Here is a 21,904-nt window from a genome sequence, read left to right as displayed (position 1 = left end):
TCCATCGCATCCCGCCCCGCGTCCGTGACGATCGCGAGCCGCCCCTCATGTGGGACGAGACGGCGGCGGATATGGAGGTGATTTGAGGCAGGCGTGAACAGGAATATTTTTGAAAATGGGGGTGGACAGGCCGCATTGGTGGGAGCCCGTCGGGCAAATCACGTCCGACGAAAGCAGCGGCAGCGGCATCGATCGAAACCGCCGTCGCGGGTTTGACCCCGTATTCCAGCGCTTACGCCTGGTGGTCTCGCCGCCGCAACGCGCAGGGACGCCCGGGGCCTTCGGTCAGATGCCCTCTCCGCAAGGGGGCATTGTATGTCACAAAACCAGCGGGATAGACTTCCCGTTGCAAGGGAGCGGAAATGATCCGCAATTCGCCGTCCCTTGAGCATCAGCGGTCAGCCGTTGAAGGGACATACGTTCATGCAACTGGTCTATTTGGACGAAGCCGGGATTTCGAATGAGGCTCAGGAGCCATTTATAGTCGTGGCCGGCGTAATCGTGAACCCCGACCGTCGTTGGCGCGATTTGGAGTCTCATTTTGCTCAACTATCGAAGAAGTATTTTCGCAAGCATTCCGGTCCGCCAATCGTCTTTCACGCCAAGGATATTTGGCACGGTCACGGGCTTTTTCCCCGCGCGACATGGCCTCTAAAGAAAAGGCTGACGTTGCTCGGCGAACTTGCCGAAATACCCGCACTGTTCGGCCTGCCAATCGTAGTTGGCTATGAAAACCGAGGCGCGGTGCGTCAATGGCTTCTCCACGTCAACCCCGGCCTGAAGGAAAAGGACATTAGAGTGATGACCTTTGCCGGCGCGTTTTTCGCCGCGATCCGTCGCGTGGAACGCTGGATGCTAGAAAATACCGATGAAGTCGCAATGCTTATTGCCGAAGATACAGCCGAAGTTAAGTCCTACATCCATCGTCGATATCAAGCTCATGAGCGGTTTGCCGGAACCGCGCGCCATTATGTTGTGATCGGATCGTAAGCGCGGCTTGACCGGTAAACATGTCATGGCCGCCGGTTATTCCAAATCGATGTCCTCCAGCTTCAGCCCGCGTCCGGCAAGCAGACTGCTGCGCGCTTGATCGATCCGATGCAAGAAGCGGGGATCGTTTTGCAGTCGATACTCGAACCAGTCTTCCTCCGATTCGAAACCGATCAGCACGCCAGCCGGCTTGCCGTGGCGTGTGATGACGATCTCCTGCGTTTCGGCTTGGCGAAGATACCAGGATAAATCATCCTTGATCTCGGACAGTGCAACTTCCTTGGTCGCTTTCACTCCGGATTTGCGAATTGTGCGAGCCATACGCTTGCCTCCTGTTTGGAAACGATCGCCAAAACCTGGACGGTCGTGTCTGTCACATCATAGAATATTCTTACATCGCCGACGCGAAGCCGATATTGGGGCTGACGGAGTCCACGCAATCGCTTGATCCGGCTTCGGCTCAGTTTTTCCGGCTCGTGCCGCAGATGCGTTTCCAGCGCGGCCCGTATCTCGGCCCGTACGCGCGCGCTCAGCCGCTTATAGTCCTCGACAGCCTCCGGGGCCAAGACGATCACGAAAGCCATTCTGGCTATAATATAGCCAGAATTTCGAGATCGTCAAACTGCTGTTCCGCGGCCAACTGCAGACCTAGTTCGCTCAGCGATCGAAAAAAAAACGTGGATGCCCGACGTAAAGCCGGGCATGACGAGCGGAAACGGTCTTAGGCTTTTGTGATGCGCCCTCCTCTGCTCAACCCGCTGTTTGCACCGGTCACGAGCCTTACTGGCGTCGGGCCGAAGCAGGACAAGCTATTCCGCTATCTGCTCGGCCGCGATGAGACGCCTCGGCTGGTCGATCTCTTGCTGCATCTGCCTTCGAGCGTGATCGATCGCCGTGCGCGGCCGAAAATCCGCGAGGCCGTGGCCGGAACCATCGTGACGCTGGAAGTCACTGTGGACCGCCATCGGCCGGCGCCGCCCGGACGCTCGCGCGCGCCGCATCTGGTCTATGCCAGCGATGATACCGGCGATGTGGTGCTGACCTACTTCCGGGCGCAGCCGGGCTATGTCGAGAAACTGCTGCCGGTCGGCGCCAAGCGCTACGTCTCCGGCACCTTGCAGATGTTCGACGGAGTGCCGCAAATCGTGCATCCGGATCGCGTCGTGGACGAGGCCGCTTTCGCACAACTCTCCGGCATCGATCCCGTCTATCCGCTCACCGAGGGACTGGCGCTGGGCTCGTTGCGGCGGGCGATGGCGCAGGCGCTGCAAAAGCTGCCCAGTCTTCCCGAGTGGATAAGTCCGGAGATTGTCCGGCGCTGCAAATTTCCTGACATCGCCGAGGCGCTGAACCGCGTCCATATCCCGATTGAGATGACCGATATCCTGCCCGACGGTCGGTTCTGGTCGCGGCTGGCCTTCGATGAACTGCTGGCCGGCCAATTGGCGCTGGCGCTGGTGCGCGCGCAGTTGCGCCGCCCTGCGGGAGACCGCCATGCCGGCGACGGCCATTTGCGCAACAAGATCATCGACGCGCTGCCCTATGCGTTGACGCTGTCACAGCAACAGGCGGCAGCCGCGATCTCTGACGATCTGCGCCAGCCGATCCGCATGCTCAGGCTGCTGCAAGGCGACGTCGGATCGGGCAAGACCGTGGTGGCGCTGCTTGCGGCCGCCGCCGTCGCCGAAGTCGGCAAGCAGGCCGCGCTCATGGCGCCGACCGAGATTTTGGCGCGCCAGCACATCAAGACAATCACGCCGCTGGCCGAACGCGCCGGGTTTCGCGTGGCGATCCTCACCGGCCGCGAAAAGGGCAAGGAGCGGCGCGAGATATTGGCACAGCTTGCGGCCGGCGAGATCGATTTTCTGGTCGGCACACATGCGCTGATCCAGGATGATGTGGTGTTCAAGGCGCTCGCGCTGGCCGTTGTCGATGAACAGCACCGTTTCGGCGTGCGCGAACGGCTGGCGCTGACCGGCAAAGGCGAAGCCGTCGACGTGCTGGTGCTCAGCGCGACGCCGATTCCGCGCACGCTGGTGCTGACCTATTTCGGCGATATGGACGTCTCGGAACTGCGTGAAAAGCCGGCAGGACGGCAGCCGATCGACACCCGCACAGTACCGAATAGCCGCCTCGAGGAAGTCATCGATGCCGTCGGCCGCGCGCTGTCGGCCGGCAAGCTGGTCTACTGGATCTGTCCGCTCGTGGAAGAGTCCGAGGCGGAAGGCACAGATCATTTGACCAACGCCAACGAGCGATTCGAAAGCCTGCAAAAGCGCTTCGGCGATCGCGTCGGTCTGGTGCACGGCCAGATGAAGGGCACCGAGAAGGACCGCGTGATGGCGCAGTTCGCGGCCCATGATATCGGCCTGCTGGTGGCGACCACCGTGGTCGAAGTCGGCGTCGACGTTCCCGCGGCAACCATCATGGTGATCGAAAACGCCGAGCGCTTCGGGCTGGCGCAATTGCATCAATTGCGCGGCCGCATCGGCCGCGGTTCCGAGGCCTCGACCTGTCTGCTGCTCTACAGCGAACCGCTGAACGAGATGTCCACGGCGCGGCTGAAAGTCATCCGGGAGACCACCGATGGCTTTCGAATTGCGGAGGAAGATCTGAGGCTGCGCGGCGAAGGCGATGTGCTCGGCGTCCGCCAGAGCGGCCTGCCCGGTTATCGCATCGCGCGCCCCGACGTTCACGGCCAGCTCATCACGCAAGCGCGCGACGAAGCGCTGCGCATCATGAAAGACGATCCGAAACTGAAGGGCGAACGTGGTGAAGCGCTACGATGCCTGCTCTATCTGTTCGAGCGGGACGAAGCGTTGCCGTTGATCGGAGCGGGGTAATAGCCTCTGTCATTCCGGGATGCGCGAAGCGCAGACCTCAGGCGGGCAATTGCGCATCGGGGAATCTCGAGGTTCCGGGTTCGCTCATTTCATTCGCGCCCCGGAACGACAATCTTACGTCAATCCACCTTCGCCGATACCGGCTGCAGCGTCGACGCGTTCGCGACCCGCGCAGCATTCGCCATCCCGGCTAGCGCGGCGACCTTCTTCTGTTGATCGGAGCCGGGCTGCACCACGCCCGCGGACATGATCAGGGTCGCGGCGTCTTCGGCGCTCATCTCGACCTCGATGATCTTGCTCTTGGGCACATAGAAGAAAAAGCCCGTGGTCGGGTTCGGAGCACACGGCAGGAACACCGAGATGTGCTCCTCCTGGCCCGGAAGGCTGTTGGCGATCTCCACGCTTGGCGCCTGCGAAATCAGCACTATCGACCACATGCCCGGCGAGGGAAATTCGACGAGGCCAACCCGGCGAAAGCTCGACCCTTGCCCCGAAAACAGCGTCTCGAACACCTGTTTCAGGCCGCGATAGATCGCGCGCACCACCGGCATGCGGCCGAGTAATTTCTCGCCGAGATCGACCAGCGTCCGCCCGATCAAATTGTGGGTCAGAAAGCCCAGCAGGGTCAGCGCAATCACGGCGACGACGAGCCCGGAACCCGGCAGACCAAACGGCAGATAGGTTTCCGGGCGATAGGCGACGGGAACAAAGGGCCGCACCAAACCATCGACCCAGGTCACAAACCACCAGGTCAGGTAGAAGGTGATCGCGATCGGACCGGCCACGATCAGCCCGGTCAGGAAGTAGTTCCGGAATCGGGCGGTGAAGCCCCGCGGGGCAGCCGGTGGGAGTTCCGCCGGTGGCACGGTCGGGGTTAGATCGTCGCGGTTCATCGGGTTCCCAGGGGTCAATCGGAGCGGCAACTACTCAGCTAAGCCATTCTAGCTGACTTTTGAAGACCCAGCGTAGCCGCAGCGCCGGTCTTAATCCGGATTCGCTGGATCAGACTCCCGGCTTATCTATCTGTTTAGCCGTGATCTTTGCCAAAAAATCGGCTCCCGATTTCTTGGGATCATGCCCTCCTTCGCGGACAGGCTTATTCGACCGTTACCGATTTAGCGAGGTTTCTGGGCTGATCGACGTCGGTGCCCATGACGACAGCGGTATGATAGGCCAGCAATTGCACCGGTACGGCATAGACCATCGGCGCAAATGTCGCGGCCATGTCCGGCAATACAATCGTCACCAGCGACTCCACGGTCGCTTCCGCCGCGCCCTTGGCGTCGGTCATCAGAATGATGTTGCCGCCGCGCGCCGCAACCTCCTGCATGTTGGAGACGGTCTTCTCGAACACCCGGTCATACGGCGCGATCACCACGACCGGCATGTTCTCGTCGATCAGCGCGATCGGCCCGTGCTTGAGTTCGCCCGCCGCATAGCCCTCCGCGTGGATGTAGGAAATTTCCTTCAGCTTCAGCGCGCCTTCGAGCGCCAAAGGATAGCTGGTGCCGCGGCCGAGATAGAGCACGTCGCGGCATTTCGCGATCTCGCGCGCCAGTTTTTCGATCTGCGGTTCGGTTGCGAGCGCCGCGGCCATCAAGCGAGGAATTTCCACCAGGCCGTGCACGAGTTTAGCTTCCTCGGCGTCGGTCAATTCGCCGCGCGCCTTTCCTGCGGCAACCGCGATCGAGGCGAGCACCATCAGCTGGCATGTGAACGCCTTGGTCGAAGCGACCCCGATCTCGGGTCCGGCCAGCGTCGGCAGCACGGTCTCGCTTTCGCGCGCGATCGTCGACGTCGGCACGTTGACCACGGACAGCGTGTGCACGCCCTGCGACTTCGCGTAGCGAAGTGCGGCGAGGGTATCGGCGGTTTCGCCGGACTGCGAAATGAAGATCGCCAGATCGCCCTTGCGCAAGGGAGCCTCGCGGTAGCGGAATTCGGAGGCGACGTCGAGTTCGACCGGCATCCGGCCGAGCCGCTCGAACCAGTATTTGGCGACGTATCCCGCATAACTCGCGGTGCCGCAGGCAACGATCGAAATGCGCTGGATGTCCTTGAAATCGAACGGCAGCTCGAGCGGCAGTTTCACGCGTTCGCTCGCCATGTCGATATAACGCGCCAGCGTGTGCCCAACCACCTCGGGCTGCTCGTGAATTTCCTTGGCCATGAAGTGGCGATAATTCGCCTTGTCGACCAGAAATGACGAGGCGCCGGATTTCAGCACGTCGCGATTCACCACCGCACCATGCTCGTCATAGATCACGCCGACTTCACGCGTCAGCACCACCCAGTCGCCGTCTTCGAGATAGCTGATGGTGTCGGTGAAGGGCGCCAGCGCGATCGCGTCGGAGCCGAGATACATCTCGCCGTCGCCATGACCGATCGCCAATGGCGAGCCCTTGCGGGCGCCGATCATCAGATCACTGTGCCCCCTGAACAGGAACGCGAGTGCGAACGCGCCGCGCAATTGCGGCAGCGACGCTTTTACTGCCTCCTGCGGCGAGGCTCCCTTGAGGATGTAGGAATTGACGAGATGCGCGACGACTTCGGTGTCGGTTTCGCTGGTGAATTTCGCACCCTGCTTTTCGAGCTTCTCGCGCAGTTCGCGGAAATTCTCGATGATGCCGTTGTGGACCACGGCGACATTGTCGGTCGCGTGCGGATGCGCGTTGCTCTCGTTCGGCTTGCCATGGGTGGCCCAGCGCGTATGACCGATGCCACTATGGCCGGAGAGCGGCTCGGCTCTCAGCCGGGCTTCGAGATTCCTGAGCTTGCCTTCGGCGCGCCGCCGGTCGAGATGATCGCCCTCCAGCGTTGCGACGCCAGCGGAATCATAGCCGCGATATTCAAGGCGCTTGAGCGAATCCACCAGTTGCTCCGCCACTGGAGCGCGTCCCAGAATGCCGACAATGCCGCACATGCGGATCAATATCTCCAAATCGAACGAAAATTGCCGAAACGGCGCCAGCTTCTCTTAACGAGAATCGCAAAGGCCCAGATACTCAATAATTATTGCGGATTGAGACAGCGTTAAGCGGAAGGCTTAACAAGACTGCCGTTAACCGCCCTTCGGCTTCTTGTTGCGCGTTTTCAGCTCGCGGTAGCGCTTGGCCCCGCCCTCGCGATTGTTCTGCTGATTGCGTTCCACGGCCAGCGCATCGTCGGGGACATCGCGGGTGATCACCGAGCCCGATCCGATATAGGCGCCGCGGCCGATTTTCACCGGCGCCACCAGCGACGAATTGGTGCCCACGAACGCGCCGGCGCCGATTTCCGTCTTGTGCTTGCTGATGCCGTCATAGTTGCAGGTGATGGTGCCCGCGCCGATGTTGGCGTTAGCGCCGATATGGGTATCGCCGATGTAAGAGAGGTGATTGACCTTGACGCCTGCTTCGAGCTCTACGGCCTTGGTCTCGACGAAATTACCGATCCGCACGCCCTCGCCCAGCGATGTCCCGGGCCTCAAGCGCGCGTAGGGACCGATCGAGGCGTTCTTGCCGATCGACGCCTGCACGATATGGGAAAATGAATGGATCACCGCGCCGTCGGCGATCGAGACGCCTCGACCGATCACCACAAACGGCTCGATGGTCACGTCGCGCCCGAATGTGGTGTCGGCGGCGAGGTAAACCGTCTCGGGCGCAATGATCGTGACGCCGGCCTCGAGCGCAGCCTTGCGTAACCGCGTTTGCATGACCTGCTCGGCTTCGGCGAGCTGGGTTTTGGTGTTGATGCCGCGCACTTCATCCTCGCTGGTTTCGATCACAACGGCCTCCAATCCCAAGCTTCGAACGATCGTTACGGCATCGGTCAGATAATACTCGCGCTTGCTGTTGGCGTTACCGATCTTTTCAATGATTTCCAGCGCCCTGCGGCCGTCGAAGGCCATGACACCGGCATTGCAGAGCGTGATCTTGCGCTCCTCGGCGCTGGCGTCGGCTTGTTCGCGGATCGCCACCAACTGATCGCCCTCGACCACCAACCGGCCGTAACCGGTGGGATCGGCGGCGCGAAAGCCCAGCACGGCAAGCGCCGCGCCGTTTTTCAATGGTGCGCGCAGACGCGCGAACGTCTCCGCCGAAATCAGCGGCGTATCGCCGAATGCGACCAGGAGATCGTCTGCGCCGCGCGCAATGGCGTCGCGGGCCGCCAGCACCGCATGCGCGGTGCCGAGCCGCTCACGCTGAACGAATGTCACGGCATCGCCGCGCGCACGTCTCGCTTCCAGCGCCACCGCCTCATGATCCGGCCCCACCACCACGGCCAGCGAGGCGCCGGCTCCGTCAGGGGCGGCACTAAGCACATGCGCCAGCAGCGACTGGCCGGCGACCGGATGCAGGACCTTCGGTATCGCGGATCGCATGCGCGTGCCCTCACCGGCGGCGAGCACGACAGTCAGGCTGGATCGAGCGGTCATCCGAATCCTTGCATTTCGGGCCAAGAGTTACGCCGCCGTCATAAAGCGTTTTGGCGCGGAGGGGAAACCGGCTCACCCGAAAAACGCCGGAATTCAGGATCGCGGCGCATTTCCTGTTAATCTCCATCTGTGATTCGGCGGGGGCCCCGGGAGGGCCGAATAAGTCGTATGGCGAAAAATAGCGACAAGCCGGCTGGCGGCCGCGGTACGCAAAACACGGGCGGCATGCTGACCGGTTTTTTGGCCGAGGAGGAACATCTCGACCGGCGCGCGCTATTACGGCTGGGGACGTGGGGCGCTGCCTCGGTCGGCGCCGTGATCATCGCTGTGCTCGCCAACCAGTCATCCATAAGATTGCGGCACGACGAGACCGCAGCCGTGGACATGGCGCGCCAGTCGCAGCAAATCCAGTCGGTCGCCAAGGAAAGCCAGAACGAGACGCGACGGCTCGCCTCCGCCATCGACACGCTCAACGGCGATCGGGACCGGCTCTACGCCCGCGTCACCGTTCTGGAACAGGGGCTCGATTCGGTAACCGGATCGATCGCGCGGCAAAATGTGGTCGCAGCCGCTCCGCAGGCTACGCCGCCAGTTGCACCACCCGCTCCCGCAGCGGCCCCCTCGCCGCCAGCGGTCGCGCAGAACCCTGCACCCGCGCCTGCCCCTGTGACGGCTCCGGTAGCGGCGCCGGCCGCCGCACCGGAAAAGCCGCTAGCTGAGGTCAAGCCTCCTCAGCCTCCCGCCATGACGGTCGCAGCCGCGACACCTGCGACATCAGAGAAACAGCAACCGACGCAAAATCCGTCGCAACCGACAACTACGGCAAATACGCAGCCATCGACAAATGCCGCGCCGCCGGCGCCGCTGATGGCATCGAAATCGATGATGGGTCCGCCCGATCCAGCAGCCCCAAAGCTGATCGAACCGCCGACGCCTGAGAAGACCGCTGCAAAACCGATCGACCAGACGCCAGCGAAGACCGCTGCGGTCAAACCCGCGCCGGAAGTGGTTGCCTCAGCGGCTCCCGACGAGAAGGAAAAGAAAGCGCCGGATGCAGCGCACTCGGCGCCTCCTCAAATTGCCGTCAACCGGACTGAATTTGGGGTGGATGTCGGCGGCGCGAATTCGGTCGGCGGTTTGCGCGCATTGTGGCGGGGATTGCTCAAATCGCGATCGAACGCGCCGCTGGCGGCGTTGCAACCGATCATCATGATCAAGGAAAGCAATAACGGTCTTGGCATGCAGCTCAGACTGGTCGCCGGACCGCTCAACGATGCCGCTGCTGCAGCCAAGATCTGCGCCACCATTTCAGAACATGAGCGGCCCTGCGAGACCACGGTATATGACGGCCAGCGCCTTGCCATGAAGGCTGAGGATGCGTCCGCTTCTGCAGATGCTGGTTCGGCCAGATCTGATTCCGGGAAATCCGATTCTGCACAGTCGGAGCTGGCCCAACCCGATTCCGACAAGCCGCCGGCAGCGAAGCCCGGTTCAACCAGGCGTTATTACTCACGCCATCGGGACTATCCGAAGAAGCCGGCCCCAGTCGTCGAAGTGGCTCCCCCGAAACCTGAACCCAGCACGCTGTCATCATTCTTCAGCAGGCGATAGCCGCAATCTGATAAGGGGTGTTACTGCAACGCCTTGCCGCGGATTTTTGATGTGATTTCGTGGAAATCGTGAGCGCCGCGATCGGAGCCGGGTTGTCCCTTGGCGCATTCCCGATCATAGTCACCCGATGAAAAAAACGCCCTTCCGGCTGACGCCCTATCAGGTCCAATGGCTATTGGTCGTCGGTTTCGTCACCATCGGCTACGCGTTGTATTTGCGCTATCTCGCGATCGAATTCTCGACCGTGGCGCTGGCATGCGATGCCGGTTTGCAGACCATGCTGTGCAAGACGCGCGTGCTGGCGACGTCGCTGTTCCGCAATTCGGTGTTCGGGATCGTGGCGCTCGTCATCGCGACGCTGCACGTCATCCGGCCATCGATCGTTTTGCTCACGGGCGGTCTGATCGCGGCCGGATTTGGCATCGTGCTCTACAATATCGCCCTGTCGGGTCTGGCGATCGGTCTGCTTATTTTGGGATTTGCACGGCCCGCGCCTGCCACAGCGTAAGCGCCAGCAGGAAATACACCGCGCAGGTCCACAGCGACTGCCAATTGTCCGGCCCTTCGTTGAACGCCGTATAGAGCACCGATACCGCCAGCAGGCCGGCAAAGACGGCCTCCGCGATCGGGCGCACGCCCTGCTGCGGGCGATTGAGCAGTGTCAGGGTCAGGAACGGCACCACGGCCATGGTCAGCGCGGCAAACGGAAAATCCTGGTAACGCGGGTCGAACACAAACCCGAGGGCGGTTTCCGCCGCGATCAACGTGGTCACGACGAGCACCACTCCCAGGATAATCGGCAATGCCGACCTGATCCTGCCATCACGCGGGCCAAGCAGTTCGAGAAAGGTCGGCAGCGGCCGCCCCGACATCAGCGCATTGGTGCAAAGCATGGGCGAGGCGATCCCTGCGGCGAGCAGCGCGCCCCATCGAAGCCAGCCGCCGAAGCCATAGCTTTCGTAGAACATCTTGTCAGAGGCGACGCCGAGCAGAATTCCGGCCGTGGTGGCGGAGATTGCGACCGCGATCCAGGACGCAAGGCGCGGCGTCCAGGGCCGCCGGCGCAGGGTGAGCCAGCCCGCGCAGAACACGAAGACGGCCAACGCCATTCCGCATCCCATTTGCCATTTCCAGAACGGATAATTGCTGATGGCTTCACCAGGCGGGTATTTCAGCGCGCGCTGCACCGAATCGATCAGGCCCCAATATCCGCCGACCGTTCCTTCGAGCTGGCGTTTCCAGGGCTGGTCGTAGGCTTCGATCAGATTGACGCGGAAATTCTCCTGCTTCGCCATCGCGAGAATCTCGGAAACAACCCGCGCCTGATTGGTCCGCGATGGCAGCGCGCCGGCGCGCATCCGTCCCTCGCTCGGCCAGCCGGTTTCCCCGATCAGGATTTCCTTGCCGGGGAACGCCACCGCCACCTGCTTGCGGATGGCGTCGACATGGGCGGCCGCGTATTTGGCGCGGATCGGGAAGTCCTCCCAATACGGCAGGATATGGATCGTGACGAAATCGACGGCGTCATAGATCTCCCGATTACGCAGCCAATACTCCCAGACGTCGGCATAGGTGACGGGAACGGTCACCTGCGATTTGACCGAACGAATGATGGCCGCCAGATCGGATGCGGTCATCTCGCCCCGCAGCAGCACTTCATTGCCGACCACGACGGCGGTGATGACATCGGGGTATTGCTTGGTCAGGCCGATCACGGTCGAAACCTGCGCCAGGTTTTTGAAACGGTCGCTGCCGAGCCAGATTCCCTGAATGACTTTGAGACCGACTTTCGCGGCAAGCCCCGGAACCTGATCGAGCCCGTTTTCGATCGAATAGGTTCGCACGCAATCGCTTATTTTGGCGAGTTGCGCCAAATCCTGCGCAATCTGCTCGGCCGGAACGCGCGTGGTCGACTGCAGCGGCGTCTGCAGGCCACGGAACGGCGCGTAGGACACGCATTGGAGCTTGGCGGCGGGATCGATCGGCGCGCGCGCCAAGGTAATCGGCGTGGCCAGCCACCACCACACCGCGGCAATCGCACCTAGGGATATCAGGAGAAGCGCCAGCGGCGTACGAAGAGAAATCGGTTCCATCCTCCGGGCGAGGCCCGTCGATTAGCCGGTCACGGCCGGGGTGCGCAAGACCACGATGTGTGGAAATCGTGCCGCGGCTTTACCACAACGCGATAAAGTTGTGAGTTTGCTGGACAAAATCCGAAATGTCCGTCATGGGAATCCGGGCGTGTCTCCGCCGCATTGGGGACCTATTTGGACGGCATCAAAAACCAGCCAGAGCTGACCACCGGCAGGCAACAAATCGGGGAATTTATGCGTCGACGGGTGCTTCAGCTTCAGAATGCGGTTTTACGTCACCTCGCCGTCGCCGGACTCGCACTGCTTATTGGCGCTGGAAGTGCTGCCGCCCAGAGCGGTGATGCCCATCCGCAGGATCAACAGGGCAAAGCGGCTCCGAACGCGACCCAGCCCGCTGATGCCGCCAAGGACAATAATCAGCACAAGACCGACGAATTCGCCGAAGCGGCGCAGGTCATCAACGGTCCGGCCGGAAATCCGGAATGCGTCTGGCTCGGCCGCCGCGTCGTGCGACTGATGTGGCTCGACGATCTCGATACGGCCTTTCGCCACCTCGATCTTTACGACCGTTTTGGTTGTCCCGGCGGGCATATTCAGGCGGCATTCCGTTGCCTGACCCGGTTCGGCGGTCAGATCGATTCCAAGGTTCCGGACTCCCTTAACATCCACGTCCATGGCTGCTGGATCAATCCGGCTGCACAGCCTCAGGCGGCTGCGGCCGCTACACCCGCCGCGCCCACGACGGCGGGTGCCGCGACCGCTACCCCGGCTGCGCCAGCTCCCGCCGCGCCGCCGCCGGCCGCCACACCCGCGCCAGCGCCTGCGCCGGCGAAATAGATCGGGCCACCGTCGAACCCTTTGAAAATTTGTCGGTTTGAGGCTTCCGGCCCTCAAAACGCCATGCCGTCATAAGAGTTGTTAAATCGCGTGGCAGAGATATGTTTGGTTTGCCGCTGACTCGGTCGGATCTCGGGGACGGATCCGTGTCCGTGGCATATTGGCCCCGTATGGTTTAGTCCCGATGCGCGCCGTCGTCGCCGTTCTGTTGTTCGTGACCGCCGTCCACGCGGGCCTATGGGGCATTTTCAGGGACAAGGAACAGGCCCCCGACTTCACGGGTCTGCTGCCGAGCGTGTCCTACGCCCCGTTCGAGGGAACGGCGCATCCCGACGTCGACAACATTCCCAACGCCGACAAAATCCGCGCCGACATGAAAAAGCTGTCGACGATGACGCGGGCGATCCGGCTTTACTCGTCGACCGGCGGCGTCGAAATGGTGCCGCCGATCGCAGCCGAATTCGGGCTCAAGGTCACTGTCGGCGCGTGGATCGACAAGAACGCCGACCGCAACGAACGCGAGATCCAGTCGGCCATCAACCTCGCCAAGCGCAACAGCAACGTCATCGGTATCGTGGTCGGCAACGAGACCATTTATCGCGGCGAGCAAAAGGTCGATGACCTCATCGAGTTGATCAAGCGGGTCAAGAAATCCGTCAATGTGCCGGTCACGACGGGTGAGATCTGGAATATCTGGCGTGACAATCCACAGCTCGCATATTCGGTCGACTTCATCGCCGCGCACGTGCTGCCCTATTGGGAAAATTTCTCCGACACGCAGGCGGTCGATCAGGCCGTCTATATCTACCAGCTGCTGCGCGACAAGTTTCCCGGCAAGCGGATCATGATCGCCGAGTTCGGCTGGCCAAGCCAGGGTTACAACCTGCGCAACGCCGATCCTGGCCCGTTCGAGCAGGCCGTGGTGTTGCGCAACTTCGTATCCCGCGCCGAGGCGATCGGCATGGAATACAACATCGTCGAAGCGATCGATCAGCCCTGGAAATTCTTTGAAGGTGGCGTCGGTCCCTATTGGGGCATTCTGAATGCCGCGCGCGAACCGAAATTTTCCTGGACCGGCCCGGTCGTCAACGAGAACTACTGGAAGCTTGCGGCCGTAGCGCTCCTTGTCGGCATCCTGCTGTCACTGCCGATTCTTCGCCTCAACCGTCCGACGGTGATGCAGTCGCTGGTGCTGTCGGCGGCGGCGAACGGCGTCGGCGCCTGGGTTGCGACGGTGTTCGCCTACTGGACCGACCATTATTTCGTATTCGGCTCGGCCTTTGCCTTGACGCTGGGCTTGATCCTGCTGGTTCCGCTGGTGCTGATCGCGATGGCGCGGATCGAGGAAATCGCCGCCATTGCCCTTGGCCGCAGCCCGCGCCGCCTGCTCGTCAACGGACACTCCGAAGGGCTGGCCGTTGCAGGCAACGCCACCACCTTCCCTAAAGTCTCGATCCATATCCCGGCGTATTTCGAGCCGCCGGAAATGCTGAAGCAAACGCTTGATGCGATTTCCCGGCTGGATTACCCGAACTTCGAATGCGTCGTGATCATCAACAACACGCCGGATCCCGAATTCTGGCAGCCGATCCAGGATCACTGCCGCGCGCTCGGCGAACGCTTCAAGTTCATCAACGCCGAGCAGGTCAAGGGCTTCAAGGCTGGCGCCTTGCGCATCGCCATGGATCGCACCGCCGCTGACGCGGAGATCATCGGCATCATCGACGCGGATTATGTCGTGCAGCCGAATTGGCTAAAGGAGCTGGTGCCGGTTTTCGCCGATCCGCGCGTCGGCCTGATGCAGGCGCCGCAGGATCATCGCGACGGCGACCGTTCGCTGATGCACTACATCATGAACGGCGAATATGCCGGGTTCTTCGATATCGGCATGGTCCAGCGCAACGAGGCCAACGCCATCATCGTCCACGGCACGATGTGCCTGATCCGGCGCGCGGCGATGGACATGGCCGGCGGCTGGGCCGGCGATACCATCTGCGAGGACACCGACCTCGGGCTTGCGATCATCGAGCACGGCTGGCTGACGCATTACACCAACACCCGCTACGGCCACGGCCTGCTGCCCGATACCTACGAGGCCTACAAGAAGCAGCGCCATCGCTGGGCCTACGGCGGCTTCCAGATCGTCAAGAAGCACTGGCGCCGCTTCCTGCCGGGCGCAAGCCGGCTGTCGCCCGATCAGCGCCGCGAATTCACGCTGGGCTGGCTGAACTGGCTGGGGGCCGAAAGCCTGGGCGTGCTGGTCGCCATCCTGAACCTGATCTGGGTGCCGATCGTCGCTTTTGCCGACATTGCCATCCCCGACAAGATCCTGACCCTGCCGATTATCGCTGCGTTCGTGGTCTCGCTGGTGCACTTCCTGGTGCTGTATCGGCTGCGGGTACACATCAAAGCCGGGCAGATGCTGGGCGCCATGATCGCGGCGATGTCGGTGCAGTGGACGGTATCCCGCGCCGTGGCTCAAGGCCTCATCACCGAGCATTTGCCATTTGCCCGCACCTCCAAGGGCGGCTTGTCGCGGATGTCGATCGAGTTCCAGGCGTTCTGGGAAGCCGTCATCGGCGTGCTGTTGCTGGTTGGCGCCGTGGTGCTGGTGGTCATGAACAATTCCAAGCAGGTCCGCGAAATCTATGTGTTCGCCGCCGTGCTGGTGCTGGAAAGCCTGCCCTTCCTGTCCGCGGTCGCGATCGCCACGCTGGAAACCTCGCGGCTCAACGCGTTTGCGTTCTGGCGCAACAGCGCGGTGCGTACGGCGGAACTGATCGGGCTGCGGCCCGTTACGATGCCGACGGCGATCGGCGCCTCCCCGCCGGTCACTTCTGACATTCATCGCGAGGTCAATTGATTGGCCGTGGATTTGTCGGCCCGACCGGCTTGAAGATTCGCCGCTAAATGCCTGCGATATCTTGAAAACCGGGTTGTTCCTGCCGCGGAATTGCAGTGCGGTCAGCTATTGACCCGCAACCGCCGCGCCCCTACACAGCGCGGCGAGTGAGCGCGTAGCTCAGGCGGTAGAGCACGTGACTTTTAATCATGGGGTCGAGGGTTCGAGTCCCTCCGCGCTCACCATGTAAATCAAGCATTTAGCCAGTGGTGTTCGTGTCATTCCGACACTACGTCACCTGCTCATTCCGACGTTTGCCCACCTTTCGTTCTGGCGCTTCGTCTCAGTCGTGCTCCGATGCGGCGCTGCTGCGTGGAGGTTTGCGCGTATCTCAGCAGTGCCGAGGTGGTCCGGTGTCCGCTCAACGCGCGCATCTAGGCGTCGCTTAGGTTCTCCGCGGCCTTGGGCGCTAAATAATCAGCGACCGTCGGAGCCGTAGGTTTGCGTCTTGCCGACTTGGCGCTGATCGCCGCTAGAACTCGCTTGACGGTGCTCGCCATGCGAATGAGCGAGTCGGAGTCGACGGGCTCGCCGCGTACTACGGCTTCCTGCATCTGTTCCGACTTGAGCAGCAAGGTCGCCGCTTGCCGGATCAGAGAACGATCCGCCTCAAAGATCGCCGTCAAATTCGGCTTCGAAGCTTTGAACCAGATCCCGGAAACGACGGGCCGAACGCGAGCGCGCGTCTGCATTAACAAATAGACGCGTGCCATTGCTAACTTTGCTGCGAGTGGTAGCGCAAACGGCTGCTTTGTTGGTGCGAACGGCATGCATTCATCGCTTATGCCGTAGCGATTGCAAATGTTAGGTCAATGCAGGTTCCGGCGTCGGATTCCGTCTATCGCCGATCCTCGGCCTTACCGTCCGCCCCGCACTTCTTAATTACGGTGACTGGGCCGCCGATTAGCACCTCCTTCAGTCCGGCAGGTGGGTCGCGCCAATAGCTTGCTGAGCCGACCACCCACACATCAATCATTGTGCCAGGCCGTCCAACCGAAATTAGGCTGAAGTCGCCGACATGGACCGGTGTGCCGTCCGGTGCTTCGATCTCGTAGATCGCAGCGCCCTGCCGATATCCATCGCGAAATGTGACGGCATCCTCCATCTGTCCACATGCAAAAACGCAATTTAGACGGCTCGGCGCCGCGGTGTTTGCGAGCAAGCGAGTGGCTTCAAGTGTCGCCTCCCAAGTTAAAATAAGAGCATCTTTGACAGTGCCTGGGGAGCGACCATCGATGAAGTGGCGTGTTCGATCACCCCAATTGCCGGGCTGAAGAACCGTACCGGCAACGAGATCGGTCGTTGAGACGTGGAAATAGGTTGCCATCCGTTGTCCTATGCTATGCTGCCCCGTTCAGCTCAGGCGTCATGAGCGGAATGCGAAGTAGGCAACTATCAAACCAACAATGAGGACGATCGCCAAACAGCCAGGCGTACGCTCCACGGCCACGCTGAAAACGACATAAAGCACGATCAAGGCCAACGCGACCGCGGGATAAATCAAGATCGCTGCGTGTGGAACCATAGGCGGCCCGAGCACGGCGGTTCACCTTTCGATTCGAGTGAGGGCGCTGGAGGGAGAGTCGCACCAAATGCCTCACCCGGCCGCCCCCTGGCGCTTCTATCGCTTGAAAAGGAGCCGTGCGACGCCCTGCCAAGGCAGAACACGCCGAGCATACATTGCTTCCGTCTGCGGCGCTTCGCGCTTCTCCATCGCGACGATCGCTGCTTGGATGATACGAGGATCCTCGCCCGCAGCCTCGTTGAGCCAGACGATCATTCTGCCGTTGTTGAGACGTTGATAGGCAGTCCGCGCATCGTCGACGAAATTCTGCCGGTTGTAGTAGCCGGGAGTGAGATATTCCTTGAGCCAACCGATCCACTGATGCCTGAAGCTGGCATGACCTGCAGCCAAAGGCAGCTGGTCAGACTGTGGCGTCAGTTCCGACAAGCCGTCAACGGCGACAATGAACTGTGCGACGGTGTAGCTGGATTTAGCTTGATCCGGCATCAGAGGCGCTCTAGCACGCGCGCCACCTGCACCGCGGACCATGTCCCGCCGCCGCGCGCTGTCGGAATGCCTTGCTCGTTGAGACCATTTGCAATGGCCCGCAGGCTCGTTTTCCCGGCCGCCTGTAGGGCTTTCACGGTCGGCGCGACATCCGCCGCCCTGACGTCCGCGCGCTTCTGTATGGCCGCCGTGGATAACGCGCGCATCTTTGCGGTTGGTTTGACGCCGCGGTTGCCGCCCAGCTTCTTCCCGCGCTTTTTGGCCGCCGCTAACGCGGCCTTCGTGCGTGCCGAGATCATGCCGGCCTCGAGCTCAGCCACCGCAACCATCTGCTGAAGCAGGAATCGTCCCGTAGCGCCTTCGATCTGCGGAAGATCTGCGAAACGGACATCGACACCAGCCTCAAGCAATCGCGACAGGAACGCTACCGATCGGGTCAGGCGGTCGATCTTGGAAACGACCAGTGAGGCACGGTGCAGCCTGGCGGCAGCCAGGGCCTTGTCCAGCGCCGGCCGATCGGAGTTCTTGCCGCTCTCGACCTCGGTGAATTCGTCGACGATCTGCCAGGCACCGCCGTTGAGATACGTTGCCACCGCTGCGCGCTGCGCATCGAGGCCAAGCCCAGATCTGCCTTGGCGGCCAGTGCTTGCCCGGTAATAGCAGACGAACTTTCCATCGTTTGTAGCCAAGGCAGCCTCCGTTACAAACACGTCAACTGTCGTTGAGGTATTCGTAACGGACATTTCCCCGCTGTCAATCGGGCTTCCTGCTATAATTACGAGCGGCAGAGGGGAAGGCCAGCCCCGCAAGGGGCACCAGAGGGTAATGCTGACCGCGCCCAGGGTCTTGGGCACCGCGTGAGAAAAGGGCAGCTCACGCCTTGCCTCTGCCGCGCCCCACTCAAGACGACCGGCCCGGCGCCATCTGCCGGGATGATGCGCCGGGCCATACCCCCACCCCGGTCGAAGCGGTGCAAACCGCGTGCCGGATTTTTATTTCGGCGCGCATCTGTCTTGATTGGCTGGCTCAGAGGTGTGGTTGGCGGTGCGGAAGGCCAGCTCTGATTAGCCATTGGCTCGCAATGACGCTTGGATCAGGTTCTGAGAGTTCCGCGGCATCGAAAGCGTCGAAGGCGACGCTTTTATAGCGCGCTCGTTCATGACCAAGTGTCCGGCCAATCGATAAGGCCGCAGCGAAGTACAGATTCCAGTCAGGGGTACCTTCGTCGGCTGGGGAGATCAGGTAAGATATTTCGGCGACCTTTTCGTCCGCCAAATGGGCGGCGCGATGCATATGGTTCTCGCTTTGCGTGATTGGTCGCTTCCACTCGTCGAGGCGTTTTTTTCGATAGTGGCGGCTTTCCGGCATGTAATACGGCTGCGGCGGCCGGGTCATCTGAAGGGAACGATGCACCTCGCGCCAATGCTCTACGGAGTGACAGAGCATTACCAGATCTTTGAAAGCCCGCCACATGCGATCGGACACCGCGCCTTGAGCAAAACGGCTCCAATCAATCCTTGGTGCCCAATATTCGAGGACATCCATATTCTTCACCCTGTCAGTGCCCGTCAGGCAGACAGCTTATGCCAAAAATAAGAGCCGGCGCCGACCCACAGCGCGAGGGCTTGGCATATGGCCGCGACAGCCGCCCAGGCCGCCGCAAGTTTATTCTTTTGAGAGGCTTGAACGAGCGAATCCCTGAATGGCCCCTGTCCACCGTAACTATCAGAGGTTGAGGGCGGGATTTTGATCATGGATGCCTCAAGCCAGATTTTGGCGGCCAGCATCGCGGCGACCGCCGAAACGACATTGATGATCATCTGGATTTCTTCGACGTTCGACATTCGCACTTCCCCCCGCTTGGTTCCCGTCGCTTCGCACCACGTCAGGTTGACGGAGTCAATCTGTAAACTTCGGTTCAGATCCGGGAGTGGGCACAGCTTCGCCTACTAGGGGCGAAGCCATGGGTCCGTAAACTTTCGGACGTATCCTCTCGAGACACAGACGGATCGAAGCAACCTCAATTGAGGGAGGCCGGGGTCATGCTGTCGGCCTTTACGCTCGCTTAATGGCGCGGAAACACTGCACCACCGATCCGTCGGCGGGCAGCTATCTGCAGGTCGACGCTAGCCGTTGCCTGCTCCTGCGGGACCTCGTGAGCCGCCGCTTTTATGTTGCCGCACGGTGTCCCGCAGCCCTGGTTAGGCTCGCGGACCGTGCCCGATGGACGAGATGGGCCTTGTGGCCTCCCGCGGTCGTCAGTTTCGAAACGGCTGCCTTTGTGCGCTTTGGCAGGCGGCCAGCATCCCGTAACCGACGATCGCGAGAGATCGTCGGCGCTGGGCGCCGAACGGAAGTGGGTTTCGAACGGGCCGCCGGCGTCATCGGTCCAGCCGATCGACCAGAGCCCATCGTCACGTTCGACCACAAAGCGGTCCGGCCAGGCAGGGCTGGCTGGCCAGTAGTTGCATTCCGACACGGTCATTTTCTCCTTTCGGTTCAATGCGGGATCGAAAGGGGGTTATGTCGGAATGCCGATTGATATCGCTGGCGGGACGCCAGCCTTTTAATCATGGGGTCGAGGGTTCGAGTCCCTCCCGCTCACCATGTAAATCAAGCACTTAGCTGGTTCTTCTTCGAAAACGGCCCGTGTGGGCAAATCAATTGCCGCTGCCCTCCGCGCCGCAGGGGCATTTCGCCTTCCTCAACGCCGCCATCTTTTCGCACCGGATTTCTGTCAGCTTGTTACTGACGACTGTGTAGTGTTGCGTGGAGCAGCGTGATGACTGATCTCGAAACAAAGGTCGAGAAATACGAAAGCAAGACCGCCCAATGCAAAGAGTGGGCGCGACAGGCGACCGACGGCTACCAGCGAAACTTCTATGAGGAGCTTGCTGGTTACTACGGCCAGGTCGCGGCGGATTTCCGGAAAGTTATTGCGAAGCAAAGGAACGGCCAATCGCCGACCTACTTCGGAACGACGGTAAGGTCGGAAACGCCCCTCCCCTGACTCCAGGGAGGGCGCTGGCGAGGGTTTGGATTCCGGGCTGTCAGATGCCGGTCGTTCCGGGCCATCACATTGGGCGATTCCAGCCCCGCGCTGGGCGCGAGGGAACTTCAGTCCCCCTTAATCGTTGTCTTCCAAGGTGGGGGCTGGAGTCCAGCGTATGTCAGTCCTCAGCACCATTGGGATTTGTTGGTTAGGCTTGAACGGCGCATTGTTCACCGTGCTCGCGACACGCAAGCCGCGCCCCGGCCTGAAAGCGCGCTTGTTCCATTGGGTTATTCGGAACGAGCCCAGGCACCGGAACCATCGCCGTAGACGACATTCCCACGCGTAGATAGCCGACACGGGACCTGCGTCCCCTCACCTCTCAAAGGGCAGGTCGGGCTGACCGCTTGACCAGTCGATGGCGCCGAAAAACATTCCCCGTTTGAGCATCTCCGCTTCAAGCGCACTGGCGTGCAGTTTCCATTCCGGCGTTTCCCGAACGCGAAATCGAGGCTCTTCGCCTTCGCCCCTCAACGCATCATCGGCCGCCAGCGCACCACGGACGGCCTCGTACATCATGGTCAGGCTGTCGTTGGTGAATTCCGCATAATTCATCGGGCCGCCTCACGGAAAAGCCGCCGCCGGGTTGAGACAGCGACGGCTCTCCAATAACGCACACACGTGACCAAAGAAGGTCGCAAAGATGGTGCGCCCGATCCGTTAAGCGAGCGTTACGGGTGCAAGCGCGGCCGCCCCTCGACCGCGCGGACGTCCTATCCGCCTTCGCCAATAGTTCATGCCAGCGGCGCTTTTCTGCCTTGGCCCCGCCATCGTGCCGGCGGGATAGCGGATGAGGGTGGCCCGATGAGTTACTATCGGTTTGCCGAGTTGGCGATCGCGCTCAGCTTTGGTCTTATCTTTGCGCTCGTCGGCTGGTGGGAGATCGTAGGACAAATCTGGCGCGCTCTTGGGTGACGCAAGAGCACTGCGCCATGACGCGGGACAGAAGCCCAGATCCCCGTGTTTGGCCGCTTTAACCGCCTTGTGCAGCCGCCAGGCATTGCCGCTTGCGCCTCCTTGTCGATCGGCGCCGACGCTTCACGACCTCCGTAACGCCTTCGATTCACCTATAACCTCCTTCGAGATCGTCGAAACCGCAGGCGCCTCGCGCCGATCGCGGTTGTTCCCCAAAGGATTTACGTTGA

20 protein-coding genes and 1 tRNA gene are annotated in these 21,904 nt (G+C 61.4%); 8 read left to right on the top strand and 13 right to left on the bottom strand.

The genetic code is table 11. The features are described 5' to 3' along the window. Positions 1-423 precede the first annotated feature (423 nt). Complete coding sequence (locus BLV09_RS06305) at positions 424-990, top strand: DUF3800 domain-containing protein (protein ID WP_146686667.1); 567 nt, start codon at positions 424-426, stop codon at positions 988-990. Positions 991-1,026: 36 nt separating this feature from the next. Here BLV09_RS06305 and BLV09_RS06300 read toward each other — a convergent pair whose 3' ends face one another. Together BLV09_RS06300 and BLV09_RS06295 are read right to left on the bottom strand one after the other, a co-directional pair. Further along, positions 1,027-1,284 carry a type II toxin-antitoxin system Phd/YefM family antitoxin gene (locus BLV09_RS06300; RefSeq protein WP_244548978.1) on the bottom strand — a complete coding sequence of 86 codons (258 nt, stop codon included), beginning with the start codon at positions 1,282-1,284 and terminating at the stop codon, positions 1,027-1,029. Continuing rightward, positions 1,281-1,565, bottom strand: coding sequence for a type II toxin-antitoxin system RelE family toxin (locus BLV09_RS06295; protein ID WP_197685027.1), 285 nt, complete (start codon positions 1,563-1,565; stop codon positions 1,281-1,283). The genes BLV09_RS06300 and BLV09_RS06295 overlap by 4 nt, the downstream gene beginning before the upstream one ends. A gap of 159 nt (positions 1,566-1,724) precedes the next feature. On the opposite strand from BLV09_RS06295, the gene recG reads away from it, so the two are divergent. After that, entirely contained in the window at positions 1,725-3,833 is a 2,109-nt protein-coding gene (gene recG / locus BLV09_RS06290) for an ATP-dependent DNA helicase RecG (RefSeq protein WP_146686666.1), read from the top strand. 119 nt (positions 3,834-3,952) lie between these two features. Here recG and BLV09_RS06285 read toward each other — a convergent pair whose 3' ends face one another. The 3 genes from BLV09_RS06285 to glmU form a co-directional block, all read right to left on the bottom strand. After that, on the bottom strand, positions 3,953-4,726 hold the full coding sequence (locus tag BLV09_RS06285) for a DUF502 domain-containing protein (protein ID WP_146686665.1): 774 nt from the start codon (positions 4,724-4,726) through the stop codon (positions 3,953-3,955). Between the two features lie 203 nt (positions 4,727-4,929). Further along, positions 4,930-6,756, bottom strand: a complete 1,827-nt coding sequence (gene glmS, locus BLV09_RS06280) for a glutamine--fructose-6-phosphate transaminase (isomerizing) (RefSeq protein WP_100381889.1) — start codon at positions 6,754-6,756, stop codon at positions 4,930-4,932. Between the two features lie 138 nt (positions 6,757-6,894). After that, positions 6,895-8,253, bottom strand: coding sequence for a bifunctional UDP-N-acetylglucosamine diphosphorylase/glucosamine-1-phosphate N-acetyltransferase GlmU (glmU, locus tag BLV09_RS06275; protein ID WP_146686664.1), 1,359 nt, complete (start codon positions 8,251-8,253; stop codon positions 6,895-6,897). 168 nt (positions 8,254-8,421) lie between these two features. Between glmU and BLV09_RS06270 the strand changes: the two genes are divergently transcribed. Both BLV09_RS06270 and BLV09_RS06265 read left to right on the top strand, forming a co-directional pair. Further along, positions 8,422-9,864 (top strand): hypothetical protein, encoded by a 1,443-nt coding sequence (locus tag BLV09_RS06270; RefSeq protein WP_146686663.1) that lies wholly within the window; start codon positions 8,422-8,424, stop codon positions 9,862-9,864. Between the two features lie 127 nt (positions 9,865-9,991). Continuing rightward, a complete protein-coding gene (locus BLV09_RS06265; RefSeq protein ID WP_100381892.1) occupies positions 9,992-10,372 on the top strand; it encodes a hypothetical protein in 381 nt (126 codons plus the stop codon). Here BLV09_RS06265 and BLV09_RS06260 read toward each other — a convergent pair. Further along, a complete protein-coding gene (locus BLV09_RS06260) occupies positions 10,332-11,957 on the bottom strand; it encodes a beta-(1-6) glucans synthase (RefSeq protein ID WP_100381893.1) in 1,626 nt (541 codons plus the stop codon). The two genes, BLV09_RS06265 and BLV09_RS06260, sit on opposite strands and share 41 nt — an antisense overlap. A gap of 234 nt (positions 11,958-12,191) precedes the next feature. On the opposite strand from BLV09_RS06260, the gene BLV09_RS37915 reads away from it, so the two are divergent. The 3 genes from BLV09_RS37915 to BLV09_RS06245 all read left to right on the top strand — a co-directional run bounded on the left by BLV09_RS37915 (position 12,192) and on the right by BLV09_RS06245 (position 15,881). Then, on the top strand, positions 12,192-12,794 hold the full coding sequence (locus BLV09_RS37915) for a beta-1-3, beta-1-6-glucan biosynthesis protein (RefSeq protein ID WP_146686662.1): 603 nt from the start codon (positions 12,192-12,194) through the stop codon (positions 12,792-12,794). A gap of 184 nt (positions 12,795-12,978) precedes the next feature. After that, positions 12,979-15,657, top strand: a complete 2,679-nt coding sequence (locus BLV09_RS06250) for a glycosyltransferase (RefSeq protein WP_146686661.1) — start codon at positions 12,979-12,981, stop codon at positions 15,655-15,657. Positions 15,658-15,805: 148 nt separating this feature from the next. Continuing rightward, positions 15,806-15,881: transfer RNA gene (locus BLV09_RS06245), tRNA-Lys, on the top strand. Positions 15,882-16,070: 189 nt separating this feature from the next. Here the strand turns inward: BLV09_RS06245 and BLV09_RS06240 are convergent. The 6 genes from BLV09_RS06240 to BLV09_RS06215 form a co-directional block, all read right to left on the bottom strand. Further along, on the bottom strand, positions 16,071-16,409 hold the full coding sequence (locus BLV09_RS06240) for a hypothetical protein (RefSeq protein WP_146686660.1): 339 nt from the start codon (positions 16,407-16,409) through the stop codon (positions 16,071-16,073). 125 nt (positions 16,410-16,534) lie between these two features. Beyond that, positions 16,535-17,023, bottom strand: coding sequence for a hypothetical protein (locus BLV09_RS06235; RefSeq protein ID WP_146686659.1), 489 nt, complete (start codon positions 17,021-17,023; stop codon positions 16,535-16,537). Positions 17,024-17,317: 294 nt separating this feature from the next. Next, positions 17,318-17,707: a hypothetical protein gene (locus tag BLV09_RS06230; protein WP_146686658.1), complete on the bottom strand. Its 390-nt coding sequence runs from the start codon at positions 17,705-17,707 to the stop codon at positions 17,318-17,320. Beyond that, positions 17,707-18,396 (bottom strand): recombinase family protein, encoded by a 690-nt coding sequence (locus tag BLV09_RS06225; protein ID WP_244548977.1) that lies wholly within the window; start codon positions 18,394-18,396, stop codon positions 17,707-17,709. The genes BLV09_RS06230 and BLV09_RS06225 overlap by 1 nt, the downstream gene beginning before the upstream one ends. Before the next feature lie 337 nt (positions 18,397-18,733). After that, positions 18,734-19,252, bottom strand: coding sequence for a hypothetical protein (locus BLV09_RS06220; protein WP_146686656.1), 519 nt, complete (start codon positions 19,250-19,252; stop codon positions 18,734-18,736). Between the two features lie 23 nt (positions 19,253-19,275). Next, a complete protein-coding gene (locus tag BLV09_RS06215; protein WP_146686655.1) occupies positions 19,276-19,551 on the bottom strand; it encodes a hypothetical protein in 276 nt (91 codons plus the stop codon). A 938-nt stretch (positions 19,552-20,489) separates the two neighbouring features. On the opposite strand from BLV09_RS06215, the gene BLV09_RS06210 reads away from it, so the two are divergent. After that, on the top strand, positions 20,490-20,717 hold the full coding sequence (locus BLV09_RS06210; protein ID WP_100381895.1) for a hypothetical protein: 228 nt from the start codon (positions 20,490-20,492) through the stop codon (positions 20,715-20,717). Positions 20,718-21,074: 357 nt separating this feature from the next. Here BLV09_RS06210 and BLV09_RS06205 read toward each other — a convergent pair whose 3' ends face one another. Then, positions 21,075-21,314 carry a hypothetical protein gene (locus BLV09_RS06205; protein ID WP_100381896.1) on the bottom strand — a complete coding sequence of 80 codons (240 nt, stop codon included), beginning with the start codon at positions 21,312-21,314 and terminating at the stop codon, positions 21,075-21,077. Positions 21,315-21,904 lie beyond the last annotated feature (590 nt).

Source organism: Bradyrhizobium canariense, assembly GCF_900105125.1.
Taxonomy (GTDB): domain Bacteria; phylum Pseudomonadota; class Alphaproteobacteria; order Rhizobiales; family Xanthobacteraceae; genus Bradyrhizobium; species Bradyrhizobium canariense_A.
This window is presented reverse-complemented; position numbering and strand designations above follow the sequence as displayed.